The following is a 12,089-nucleotide window of genomic DNA, read 5'->3' as shown; positions in this document are numbered from 1 at the left end:
AACAACCCATTGAGGGAGGAATTCTATTATGCCATTAGTGACAACTAAAGATATGTTAGAAGACGCTTATAAAAATAATTATGCAATCGGTGCTTTTGGAGCACATAATTTAGAAGTGATTAAAGCTGTAATTGCTGGGGCAGAAAAAGTGGGGGCACCTGTAATTTTGCAAACAACTTCAAGCACGTATAAATATGTAGAGATGCCTTATCTAATTGCACTGGCAAAAACAGCAGCGGAACAGGCAAAAGTACCGGTGGCATTACATTTGGATCATGGCGAATCTTATCATACTGTGATGGAATGTTTACGAGCAGGCTACACCTCTGTAATGATTGATGGATCTTCCTTACCTTATGAGGAAAATATTTTATTAGTAAAAAAAGTAGTTGAAGCTGCAAGTGCGGTAAATGTGCCTGTTGAAGCAGAGCTTGGGACAATTGGTGGTGTCGAGGATAGTGTAAGCGTAAAGGAAGAGAATGCATTCTTTACTGACCCAAAGCAAGCGGAGCATTTTGTGAAAGTTACAGGAATTCATTCATTCGCCCCTGCTTTCGGTACAGCACACGGTAAGTATCAGCAAAAGCCAAAATTGCTATTTGAGCTTTTACAAGAAATCCATAGCTCTACTAATATTCCATTAGTCATGCATGGAGCCTCTGGGGTGCCAGAAGAGGATGTACGTGAATCTTTGAAGTATGGAATTGCAAAAGTGAATTTTTCTACCGAGCTTAAAGACTTATTTGCTGAAGAATTAAGAGCATATTTTAATGATCATCCAACAGAAAATGATCCAAGAAAGTATTTCCTTCCTGCACGTGAATCTTTAATTAAATTAGTAGAGCAAAAGATTGTGATGTTACAAAAATGATTACTACATTAACCTTAAACGCAGCCATTGACCAAGTATATGAGCTGGACTCTTTAATGATTGGTCAAACAAATCGTGTATTGCAGAAATCACAACAAGGTGGTGGGAAAGGGGTTAACGTAGCTCGTGTAATTGCATCACTTGGTGGCGAAGTGAATATTGGCGGTTTCGTTGGTGGATTAAATGGAAGTAAAATAGTCGAGCTTTTACAGGAAGAAAATCTCCAAACAGAGTTCATACAAATAGAGGAAGAAAATCGCATTTGTTTAACGATTATTAATCAGCAAACGAAGGAAATGAGCGAGCTGTTAGAGGTAGGGCCAACCATTCATGAGCAAGAATGGATAAACATGTTAAATTGGATTGAAACTAAAGCAGAACATGCTACCTATTTTGTATTGTCAGGGAGCCTTCCTCAAGGTATACAAAAAACGGCATATGCAACGATTATCCATTTATTAAAGGAAAAAGGTATTAGAGTCGCACTTGATACAAGTGGCGAGGCTTTGAGAAAAGGTATTACAGCAATACCTTTCATTATTAAGCCAAATGAGGATGAAATTACTCAATTAATCGGTAGACCTGCTTTAACTCATGAAGACTTAGTTCAGGTGGGTATAAAATTTCAAAAATTAGGCATTGAGCATGTATGCTTTTCATTGGGCGAGCAAGGCGCTCTATTTGTTCATCCGTCAGGGATTTACAAAGTAAATGCACCACGGATAAATGTGGTCAATACAGTAGGAAGTGGTGATGCCTTTTTAGGAGGTCTTATTTATAAGCTCTCACATGGTGCAGACCATACAGAGGCATATAAATGGGCTGTTGCATGTGGCTCAGCGAATGCAGCACATAAAGAGATTGCAAAAGTCCAAAGAGATACAGTGGAAAAACTCTTAGAGGAGATACAAATAACTAAAATAAAAGAGAAGTAGGGATTTGTTTATGTACACTTACAATGAGATTATAGCACAGGGACAAAAGTTAGAAAGAACAAAAGATATTGTGCAATTAATGACTTTTAATGAAGATGCTGTAGATGTAGTGCTTTTCACAGGATGTGGAACATCCTATTATTTAGCGATTGCAGCAGCGCGTTATTATCAAACTGTTACTGGAGCGTTTGCCATTGCTGTACCCGCATCTGAGTTATTTTTACACACAGACACATTTATTTTAACGCATAAAAAGTATCTGATTATTGGAATTTCCCGGTCGGGGACAACTTCGGAAATTATTATGTCCTTAGAGCATTTGAATGGTGCGAAAAATATACGTACTATGGCAGTAACATGTAATAGTGACACACCTATGGCAAGATTAACAAATGAATTGATTGCCTTAAATGATATATCAGAAAAAAGTGTGGTCATGACACAATCATTTTCTAATATGCTATACGCCTTGCAATTATATGCTGCGAAAATTAGTGGACGCACGGATATACTGGAACAGTTAGAGAAAATCCCCGCTCTTGTTCAATCAGCATTAGGCAATGGACAACAATTAACGCAGGTGACGGAAGATGCTTCAAAAAAGCGCTTTATCTTTTTAGGGTCAGGTGCTTATAATGGGTTGGCTAAAGAAGCAACATTAAAGCTAAAAGAAATGACTCAAACGGAATGTGAAAGTTACTCAAATCTGGAATTCCGACATGGACCAATTTCTATTGTTGATAAAGAAACGGTTGTTATTATATTTACACAAAATGAAACGAAGGAATATGATCAGGCATTAGTGAAGGATATTCAAAAGCTTGGAGGCTTCGTTGTTATTATTGGTATAGCTTCAGAGGAGTTAGAAGCAGATTTAATTTTTAAGCTATCAGCAGAAGTAGATGATTTAAATCGCCTTGTTGAAGCGGTCCCTTACTTTCAACTTTTAGCTTATCAACATGCAATATTTAAAGGGCGTAACCCCGATAAACCACGTAATTTAACACAAGTCGTTAAACTTTCATAATAAAAACCTATTCAATAAGTAATAGATATTATTCCACTTATTACTTTCTGATAATTTTGAATTTAAATAAATTCTGTGGGGAGAACTGGTGATGTAAGGATGAGTCATATTTTAGTAGCAGATGTTGGTGGAACAAAATTAGCCACGGCTTTATTCAACCAACATCAGCATATTTTAATTAAAAGAGAGGTACCAAGTGATATTTCCACAAAAGAAGCTTTATTCCATTGTTTAATTGATAGCTTTGAAATACTCTGTATGGAGAAGAAGCTCTCTTTTAATGAAGTTTCTAAGGTATGTATTGGTGTACCTGGTATTGTTGATGTTCAAAAGGGTCTAGCCGTCTACCAAAATAATATACCGTGGAGTAACTTTCCTATTTGTGAACGATTAACTGAATTTTTTCCCCATGCACAGATTATGATGGATAACGATGTGCATATGGCTACTTGGGGAGAGTATAATGCTAGAGGATTTCGGAAGGAAACGATGGTATATATAACATTAAGTACAGGGATATCCTGTTGTACCATTGTTAATGGTGATTTTTTACGAGGAACAGGATTAGCTGGTGAAATAGGTTTTAATATTGTCGGTCAAGCTGGTGAAACTTTAGAAGAAAGTGTCGCAGGGCCAGCTATAGAAAAGCTGGGAAGAACATTACTGGGAAATTCAAATATTCGATTAAAAGATATGATGGAGCTCTATTACAAGGGTGACCCTATTATGGTGAAAGTATTGCAGCAAATCATTTATTGCATGGAAAAACAGTTACATCAAATGATTTTAATGCTTGATCCACACTGCATAGTATTAGGCGGAGGCTTTTTTAATCATCAGCCGAAAATCATTGAACTGATTAAAGACGGAATTCAGCAGCGCCTGTTGAATACTCCTTTTGAAGGGAAAGAGCAAATTATAGAGAGTAGTATTCATAAAGGTGAGACGGGACTGTATGGTGCAGCATTGAAGTAATCAAAAACAGTGGCGTGATGAGGAAAATGGAAAATTACAGCGATAAAAATTTCATACAAAGACCCAACTTCTATATATAGCTTATATTGAGAAATTGGGTTTTTTTCGTCAAACAATGAAGAAACACTAATTGCCTCGCCTTCTAAAACTTAATCGAAATAGCTAAAAAAACACCAATGTTGAACTGTAAAAGGGAAACAGGCTTGTTATCTGAATCCCTTTCAATAAAGCTTTTACTCTACCGAATACGCTGTTCTGATTCTAAGTCAAAGAAATGAGCCCGTGACATATCAAATAGTAGTTTTGCTACCTGACCCTGAGTTATTCGAGTATCGGAGTTTACACGTGCGATATAAGGCTGTCCATTTAACTGTGCATGTAACATCAGCTCAGCCCCTGTTAATTCGGTTACATCGATATCTGCTTCAATAGCTGAGAAGAACGGCTCTGAATTGACAGAAGAATTTTCATAAATATGTTCAGGACGAATGCCCAAGATCAGCTCTTTTTGTAAATAACCTTTTTCTACTAATAATTTGGATTTTTCTGCAGGAATGGTTAGTGAAATAGGTCCTATTTGAATCCCTTCTTCATGGAAAATCCCTTTAAAAAAGTTCATCGATGGTGAGCCTATAAAACCACCAACGAATTTATTTTCAGGTAAACCGTATACTTCTTCAGGAGTACCGACTTGTTGAACAATACCATCTTTCATGACGACAAGACGTGTTGCCATTGTCATGGCTTCAGTTTGGTCATGTGTTACGTAGATTGTCGTTGTTTTTAATCGTCGATGGAGCTTAGTAATTTCTGCACGCATTTGCACCCGTAGTTTTGCATCTAAATTGGACAATGGTTCGTCCATTAAGAAAATATTCGCATCTCGGACGATTGCTCGACCAAGGGCAACTCGTTGTCTCTGACCACCTGATAAAGCTTTAGGCTTACGATCTAAATACTTTTCTAAATCAAGTATGGCTGCAGCATTGTGGACACGTTCTTGGATTTGTTGTTTTGAAAACTTACGGAGCTTTAAGCCAAATGCCATGTTGTCATAAACTGTCATATGTGGATAGAGAGCATAGTTTTGAAAAACCATCGCAATATCACGTTCCTTAGATGGCACATCATTCATTTTCTTGTTATCAATTAAAAAATCACCTTCCGAAATTTCCTCTAACCCAGCGATCATACGTAATGTTGTTGATTTTCCACAACCTGAAGGACCAACAAGTACTATAAACTCTTGATCCTGAACAGTTAAATTAAAATCAGATACAGCTGTTACACCGCCATCATATATTTTATAAATATGATTAAGTACTATTTTCTCCATGTTTAATCCCCTTTGTTCTTTTATTCAGTGTAAATAAAGTAATGAAGAAAACCTATGTTTAATGTGCATAATTTTCAGTTAATTATTTTTGTGCATGTTGTAAAAATGACCAAAGATAACTAGCAAAGTAAACAAGAATAACACCATCTAAATTTTTGATATGAATATTGGTGATTTCTTGGAACTTGGATAATCGATAGGTAAGCGTATTACGATGCATATGTAATTTTTTTGATGTCAAAGAAATATTGAAACCACATTCACAAAAGGTTTTAACCGTTTCCAATAATTCCTTGTCAGATTTTAAAGGTATAATAATTTGCTCCTCGATAAATGTAAGAATAGAAGTGGGCAATTGTTCTGTTAGTAAAATAGGGAATATCGTTTGAAATGAATAATAAGGTTCAGCAAATCTTAAATGTAAGCATTCCTTGAACCATTGTGCTTCCCTTTGGAATTTAACCGAAAAATCTTGATTGATTGTATAAAATTCTCCCAAATATAAATGGATGCGAACATAAAAATCGGCTTCTATCGTACGGATAAGGGCAATGAAATCTTCCTTCTCACGTATTGAATGTTTTTCAGGTTCAATAAGTAAAAATTGATTTTTAGCAACTTGAAGGAATACCGTATCCTCCTGAAAAAAATTATAAAGAGCTTCTTTTAAAGCTTCTAAGGGAGGGTTTTCATTAATAAAAGTTATTTGAATAACCCGTGCTTTGTTAAATTTTAATTTGGGCGGCATGTCACCATTCGAATAAATAAATTCATACCATAAATCTGATGCCTGAACTGGCGAAGAGGTAACTTCAGTATAAAAAACCGTCAACCATTCGTAGTCCCGCTGTGAAACCTCATGCTTGGAAATAGAAAACCATTCCTTTGTTTCGTGATGATAAAAAATATGAGAATCATAGGATAGTTGAGTTGGCTTTGAACGAAAATAACGATAGGAAGGAAACAATGCTTTGAGATTTAAGTTCATGAAAGACTCCTTTTCTTTCGATATATAGTAAAAGATGTAACTGAAAGGTTGTGCGGGAAAAAGCTACATAAAAGATGATGATCAAAAATATGCTTTAAAATTTTCTATCATTACTAGTAATAATAAATGTTGAGGTTAAAAAAGTTAAGAAATATAAGTAAATTCACTGATATGAAGATAATAATTCGTGGAGGCCCATATGAGTGAAAAGAAAGTTTATATTCATTCGTGTCACATGGTGAAAAACGAGGAAAAATAGTTAACATTATTGAGTTGATTGTTTCTTCATGAATCCCAATAATGTTTGAACGATGTAAAAATTGTCTAACATTTCAATGTTGTAGACAAACTCTAATAATTTTTAGTTGTGTTTTACTATAGGAGTAGATGCCGCCTTCGTTCCAATCAATTTACCTAAGTTCGCTATTTACTATTTATTGTTGAGGGCTATTAGTTATTGGATTTAGGACCAGTTTGTTGAGTTATACAGTGACGGAGTAACTTGAGCGAAAATGCATGGTGCAAAATTAAAAACTAGCCTCAAGATGATCACTTCTAAAAGGAGGCTTCCAGTTAGAAGGTTAATGAAAAATATCCATTTACTAATCGCTAGTAAATGGATATTTTTCATTTATGGTGTCTTTACATCTTTTGTCCAATCAGCTACTTTATCTTGGTTATTGTTAATCCATTTTTTTGCAGCGTCCGTGGCACTCATACCTTCCATAATATCAAACATCACACTTTCAATATCTTCGGCAGTCCAATGGAAACGATTTAGGACATCATATGCCTCGGAAGCATCTTCCTTTAATCCTTTACGGGCAAATGTACCAATATATTCTTCCGTACCATATAAACCTTTTGGGTCTTCTAAATATTTTAAATCGTAGGCATTAAAGATCCAGTGGGGAGACCAACCTGTAATGATGATCTCTTCATTATTTGAAATGGCTTGACTAAGGGCTGCGGTCATGGCACCGGCAGAAGAGGTTAGTACATTCCAGCCCTCTAGATTATGATATTCCTTATAGGCATTTTCTGTTGTGGCCATCATATTAGCTCCTGGTTCAATACCTGTAATTGTTTTATTGGCTTGATTTGTTAAGTCTTCAATGGAATTAACGTCCATATAACTTGGAACGACTAAGCCAATTTTAGCACCAGTAAGGTTTTCGCCTAAATTCTCAATTTTATCTTTGTATTTCTCTACTTGCGGAGCGTGTGTTTGGGGTAACCAGGCAGATACCATACCGTCAACCTCACCGTTCGCAAGTGCCTCCCACATAATGCCATTGTCTAATGGTGTGAGCGTCACATCATATCCCAAATTCTCTAAAACTTGTCCTATAACATGGGTAGAAGCAACCTCTGTATCCCATTCCACATACGCCAAGTTAATTTCTTTTTTATCTTTTGTACCCGCATCAGCAGAACCACATGCAGCTAATAGTAGTAGGCATGATAAAGCAAATCCTATCTTCCATATTTTTAAATATCTCATCAAATTCCCCTTTCAATAATTACTTACATCCTAGTGAAAATTAATAAATATTAACAAGTAACAACTTAATTTTATATAGAAGTTGTTACTTTTGTCAAATTGATGATTCATGCAACGCATGCAATAAAATGGGGGCTTCATTACGGAAAAGGTTCTGAATAGGGTTCTAAAATGCCCATAGATTTTTAACACGATTACATATGATAGGTGAAAATGGAGACTGGGTTTTGAGGAGGCTTAGTGTGCACTGGATTACTATTATTCTAATAGGAATTGCTGCAAATCTAGATAATTTGGGGATTGGCCTAGCCTATGGTGTCAAGCAAGTTAAAATTCCTATTTTATCGAATGCAGTGATCGCTGGCATGTCAATGATTGTCACATATGTCGCAGTAACAGCTGGCAGCACTGTTGTTGAATATATTTCACCGCATACTGCCAATTTATTAGGAAGTTTACTATTATGTGTTATTGGTATATGGACCTTGATGTCCAATAACTTTTCTAATCAACGCATAGCAGGTAACCCTGAGCTATTTGATGAAGATAAAAATTTAGTCATCTCAACTCGAGAGGCAATGGCACTCGGATTTGTATTGTCAGCTAATTGCTTAGCAGGAGGTATTGCCATCGGTGCTAATGGCATTTCTGCAATATGGACAGTAATTTCCATTGGTGTCTTTTCTTTTGTTACGGTGGGGGTAGGCAGTCAATGTGGCGCATTGCTCTCTAAAACGTTTATTGGGAGGCATTCAACAGCCATTTCAGGATGGCTTTTATTGTTGATCGGTATTTTAGAGATTTTTGCGAAATAAATTAAGAGCGAGAATATCACCAAATTTTGGTGATATTCTTTTTATTAGGAGGAAAATTTGACATATTGAGGACGAATTTGGATTAACGGTTGACATTGACTGGCAGTAACGATTATTCTTGGGAGTAGAATCGTAATTGAGAATTATTTTCGTTTACATGAAAGTGCTTTCGTGGAAGTGAATCTATCAATTAGGATGTTTTATTATGACTAAGGGAGGCGTGCAACACATGAAGAAAATGCTCATGTTGATCATGCTTGTTAGTATTTTTGTCGTTAACTTCGGGTTAACACAAGCATCTGCTCAACTAGCTGATGGCACTCATTCGATAAAATATCAGGTCAATAAACCTGAAAGTAATTCCGCATCAATTGCTAATGATTATTTTGTAAAACCTGCGAAAGTTACGGTGAAAAATGGCACTGCAGTAGTACAAATTACATTAAAAAACAGTGCATGGATTACGAAATTTCAACCACCAGGTGGAGCAACTGTAGTAAGTGAAGATCAAGCAGCAGATACACGAACTGTACAATTCACCGTTAAAGACCTAACAAAACCTGTAGTAACAGCGATGAAAATTGATATTGATGATATCAATTATCATCATGAATACAGTGTATCACTTGTATTTGATGCCACATCAATCGCAAGCTCAGCATCTGCTTCTACTCAAAAAACAGAATCCAGTAAATCACAACCAACTTCTTCAGCAACTACAACTGAAAGTCAAGTGCCCAATCCACAAACAGATGATGCAACACCTTATCTATTAATCGTTGCATTAGTGGGGTCAGCATTTTTACTTTATAGAAAAAAACTACAAACAAAAACGGAGGGTCAATAAAATGGCTAAAAAACGTCAATCACGCGCAACTAAAATAGTACTAGCTTCATTGTTAGCAGCATCTCTTACAGTTCCTTCCTTTGCATCTGCGGCAGAATTAGTAACAACAAATACAGAAGTGAAAGCAGAAACAACGAAAGCTGCTAAAACAGATTCAGTTATTAATTTCCAAATTTTTAAAACAGGTACGACAGAAGCACAGCCTGCAATTAGTTCTCATTTAGTACCACAAGGAACAATCGTTGAAAAAGACGGTAAGTTTGAAGCTCAATTAACAATTACAGCTAAATCTGCACCAATGATTGCAGGTCTGCAAACAAAACAAGGCGATACATTTGTAGATGCTAAAGAAGTAAAAAATAACGACGGTACAATTACATACAGTTTCCCTGTTGTTGTTGATGAAGTTAAATCAGCAAAAATTCATGTAGTCGTTCCGTCCGCAAATATGGATAAATGGTATGACTTTGATTTAAAAGCAGTGAAAGAAGTAAAAGAAGAAGTGAAAGTGAATGAAGTAGCTGTCACTGTTTACAAAGATGGTACAACAGAAGAGTCGATGATGAAACAGTATATCGCACCAAAAGTGGGGATGACTGTAAAAGACGGTAAAAATGTTGTAACAATGACATTCCCTCAAGGTCAATATGTAAAAGGTTTCACTGTAGAGGGTAAGGAAGCAACTTTAGTGAAACAAGATGATACAACAAATTCACGCACATATTCATTTGAAGTTGCAGATTTGAAGAAACTTGTAAATGCTCAATTACACATCGTTGTAAATGAACCAGCACAAGGTGTGAAGTATGATTCGAATCATACAGTACAATTTAGCTTTGCTGTGGAAGGTGCAGTGAAGCCAGTTATTAATCCATTTAAGGACATTAGTAAAGATGCGAATAAAGATGCCATCCTATCACTTTACAGCTTAGGTATTGTGAAGGCACAAGATAATTTTAGACCAAATGACAACATTACACGTTCTCAATTTGCTTTAATGGTAGCACGTTCATTGAACGTAACTTCTACAAAAGATGCTGGATTTAAAGATACAGGCAAGCTTAGTGCGGAAGCTGTTCAAGCTATTAATGCATTAGCTGAAGCTGGGATTGTTAAAAAAGCTACAAACTTCAATCCAAATGATACACTTACTCGTCAACAAGCAGCTGTAATGATTTATCGCACTGTAACACATGTAGCAGGAAAAGAAATGAGCTTTGGTGATACAAGTCTTTCTTACTATGCTGATGGAGCAAAAGTGAAAGATGAAGAAGCAAAAAAAGCCTTTGCCCTTCTATATGCAGGTAAAGTAATGACTGGCTCTCCAACTGCTGATGGTAAGACAGTTATTGATGCAAATAGTCCATTAAAACGTTCACATATGGCGAAAATTTTAAATGGCTCTTTGCAATACATGAATAAATAATAAGAATTTTTACAGCAACTTCCTTTCTCATATTTTATGGGGGAGGAAGTTCCTATGTGTTTAAAATGGGAGGAGACTATGCAATGACAATCATAAAAAAGCACATTTGTATTTTGGCTGTTTTGGCAGTTTTATTGCTTGTTTTTCCTCCATCCATTTTTATGCAAGCAAAAGCTGAAAACCTTGGCATAATAGATGGTAGTTATCAAGTTGAACTAAGTTTTTCTCCTATTGAGGGCTTTGAAGAAAATCTTTTTAAACATAAAGCAACTCTCACCGTAAAGGATGGACAGTATCAATTAGCTTTGGCACTTGAACAGCCATATTCTGTACGTGATATACATATCGAACAGCTTGGTAATGAAATTTCTTGGACTCAAGATATAGAAAATTTAGTTCAGTTTGATGTTTCGGCATTACAGGACGCGATTGTTATAAAGGGCAATATAGAGCTTGCAGCTGAGGAATCTTATTTTGCATTCACTCAAGAGCTACGCATTGAGATGGAGGGACTTATACCGACCGTTCCTCAGGAAGAAAACAAGACGGATGATGCTGAAAACGTAGTTGTAGAAGAAACAAAGGGTCAAGAATGGGCAGTGGATTATGTATTATTAACGGATGGTAAAAATGAACCTTCTATTATGAATAACTATGTGAATCCAACCGCAAAGGTGATTGAAAAGGATGGTAGATACTATGCGCAAATGACCATTTTACAATCAGCTTGGGTGACAGGTCTACAAGTAGATTATAAGGGAAATCAGATTGAACCGAAGCAAGTTTCACTTTTAGACAATGTACGCATTGTGGAATTTGAGGTTGAGGACTTAACACAGCCGTTACGAATGTGGGTGAAAATCGATATTCCTGACATTTCATATCATCATCAATACTATGTTCAGCTAGCATTCAATCAAAAACAGGTCGCATTGCTTTTACAAAAACCTATCAACGAAAAACCTACTACGCAAGTTGTACCTGACAAGTCAGTGGAAACGGTTAAGGAGCAGGTACAAAAGCCACAAGCACAAATAAGTAAAGAGAGTGTATCTAGCAAAGCTACACAGACATTACCAGCTATTCAATCACCATTGCTTATACCATGGGAAGAAAAATTAACATTTGATCGTACACTTGATGAACCAACTGATGAAACTTTAGACGAAACATTAGAGGATAGCCAAACGATGGAGGAAACTACGGACAATAAAGTAGTGAAAAAAACGACTGCAGAACAGCCAATTGAACCGTTAAACATCGTAAAAATTATTGGGCTGATCGTTATATGTCTCGTATCAGGCTGGCTACTTATTAAGCGTATTAGAAAAACCAAAAATGAAACGACTGAGCAGTAATAAGTGG

11 protein-coding genes are annotated in these 12,089 nt (G+C 36.2%); 8 read left to right on the top strand and 3 right to left on the bottom strand.

Annotation, left to right across the window (positions count from 1 at the left end):
- The first annotated feature begins 28 nt into the window (after positions 1-28).
- The 4 genes from C9J29_RS02655 (at position 29) to C9J29_RS02640 (ending at position 3,808) form a co-directional block, all read left to right on the top strand.
- Positions 29-871 (top strand): class II fructose-bisphosphate aldolase, encoded by an 843-nt coding sequence (locus C9J29_RS02655; protein WP_008174227.1) that lies wholly within the window; start codon positions 29-31, stop codon positions 869-871.
- Positions 868-1,806 (top strand): 1-phosphofructokinase, encoded by a 939-nt coding sequence (gene pfkB, locus C9J29_RS02650; protein WP_089987223.1) that lies wholly within the window; start codon positions 868-870, stop codon positions 1,804-1,806. Before C9J29_RS02655 ends, pfkB begins: the two co-directional genes overlap by 4 nt.
- Positions 1,807-1,816: 10 nt before the next feature.
- Positions 1,817-2,833: an SIS domain-containing protein gene (locus tag C9J29_RS02645; protein ID WP_237068731.1), complete on the top strand. Its 1,017-nt coding sequence runs from the start codon at positions 1,817-1,819 to the stop codon at positions 2,831-2,833.
- Between the two features lie 99 nt (positions 2,834-2,932).
- Positions 2,933-3,808: an ROK family protein gene (locus C9J29_RS02640; RefSeq protein ID WP_090003295.1), complete on the top strand. Its 876-nt coding sequence runs from the start codon at positions 2,933-2,935 to the stop codon at positions 3,806-3,808.
- Positions 3,809-4,046: 238 nt separating this feature from the next.
- On the opposite strand, the gene C9J29_RS02635 is transcribed toward C9J29_RS02640, so the two are convergent.
- From C9J29_RS02635 to C9J29_RS02625, 3 genes are all read right to left on the bottom strand, one after another.
- Positions 4,047-5,144, bottom strand: a complete 1,098-nt coding sequence (locus tag C9J29_RS02635; protein ID WP_090003294.1) for an ABC transporter ATP-binding protein — start codon at positions 5,142-5,144, stop codon at positions 4,047-4,049.
- A gap of 82 nt (positions 5,145-5,226) precedes the next feature.
- Positions 5,227-6,132, bottom strand: a complete 906-nt coding sequence (locus C9J29_RS02630) for a PucR family transcriptional regulator (protein ID WP_008174212.1) — start codon at positions 6,130-6,132, stop codon at positions 5,227-5,229.
- A 631-nt stretch (positions 6,133-6,763) separates the two neighbouring features.
- A complete protein-coding gene (locus C9J29_RS02625) occupies positions 6,764-7,636 on the bottom strand; it encodes a glycine betaine ABC transporter substrate-binding protein (protein WP_090003293.1) in 873 nt (290 codons plus the stop codon).
- Between the two features lie 242 nt (positions 7,637-7,878).
- Here C9J29_RS02625 and C9J29_RS02620 point away from each other — a divergent pair, with 242 nt between their 5' ends.
- The 4 genes from C9J29_RS02620 to C9J29_RS02605 all read left to right on the top strand — a co-directional run bounded on the left by C9J29_RS02620 (position 7,879) and on the right by C9J29_RS02605 (position 12,082).
- Positions 7,879-8,451 carry a manganese efflux pump gene (locus C9J29_RS02620; protein ID WP_036147235.1) on the top strand — a complete coding sequence of 191 codons (573 nt, stop codon included), beginning with the start codon at positions 7,879-7,881 and terminating at the stop codon, positions 8,449-8,451.
- A gap of 229 nt (positions 8,452-8,680) precedes the next feature.
- Positions 8,681-9,298 (top strand): heme uptake protein IsdC, encoded by a 618-nt coding sequence (gene isdC, locus C9J29_RS02615; RefSeq protein WP_237068730.1) that lies wholly within the window; start codon positions 8,681-8,683, stop codon positions 9,296-9,298.
- 1 nt (position 9,299) lies between these two features.
- Positions 9,300-10,724 carry an NEAT domain-containing protein gene (locus C9J29_RS02610; protein ID WP_107921563.1) on the top strand — a complete coding sequence of 475 codons (1,425 nt, stop codon included), beginning with the start codon at positions 9,300-9,302 and terminating at the stop codon, positions 10,722-10,724.
- A gap of 83 nt (positions 10,725-10,807) precedes the next feature.
- Positions 10,808-12,082 (top strand): NEAT domain-containing protein, encoded by a 1,275-nt coding sequence (locus C9J29_RS02605; protein ID WP_237068729.1) that lies wholly within the window; start codon positions 10,808-10,810, stop codon positions 12,080-12,082.
- Positions 12,083-12,089 lie beyond the last annotated feature (7 nt).

The organism is Lysinibacillus fusiformis (assembly GCF_003049525.1).
GTDB classification, from domain to species: Bacteria; Bacillota; Bacilli; order Bacillales_A; family Planococcaceae; genus Lysinibacillus; species Lysinibacillus fusiformis.
Note: the sequence above shows the minus strand (reverse complement) of the source record. Positions and strands in the feature narration are given on the sequence as shown.

Coding starts and splice junctions, on each gene's coding strand:
- C9J29_RS02655 (WP_008174227.1), top strand. CDS start 29: ATGCCATTAGTGACAACTAAAGATATGTTAGAAGACGCTTATAAAAAT.
- pfkB (WP_089987223.1), top strand. CDS start 868: ATGATTACTACATTAACCTTAAACGCAGCCATTGACCAAGTATATGAG.
- C9J29_RS02645 (WP_237068731.1), top strand. CDS start 1,817: ATGTACACTTACAATGAGATTATAGCACAGGGACAAAAGTTAGAAAGA.
- C9J29_RS02640 (WP_090003295.1), top strand. CDS start 2,933: ATGAGTCATATTTTAGTAGCAGATGTTGGTGGAACAAAATTAGCCACG.
- C9J29_RS02635 (WP_090003294.1), bottom strand. CDS start 5,144: ATGGAGAAAATAGTACTTAATCATATTTATAAAATATATGATGGCGGT.
- C9J29_RS02630 (WP_008174212.1), bottom strand. CDS start 6,132: ATGAACTTAAATCTCAAAGCATTGTTTCCTTCCTATCGTTATTTTCGT.
- C9J29_RS02625 (WP_090003293.1), bottom strand. CDS start 7,636: ATGAGATATTTAAAAATATGGAAGATAGGATTTGCTTTATCATGCCTA.
- isdC (WP_237068730.1), top strand. CDS start 8,681: ATGAAGAAAATGCTCATGTTGATCATGCTTGTTAGTATTTTTGTCGTT.
- C9J29_RS02610 (WP_107921563.1), top strand. CDS start 9,300: ATGGCTAAAAAACGTCAATCACGCGCAACTAAAATAGTACTAGCTTCA.
- C9J29_RS02605 (WP_237068729.1), top strand. CDS start 10,808: ATGACAATCATAAAAAAGCACATTTGTATTTTGGCTGTTTTGGCAGTT.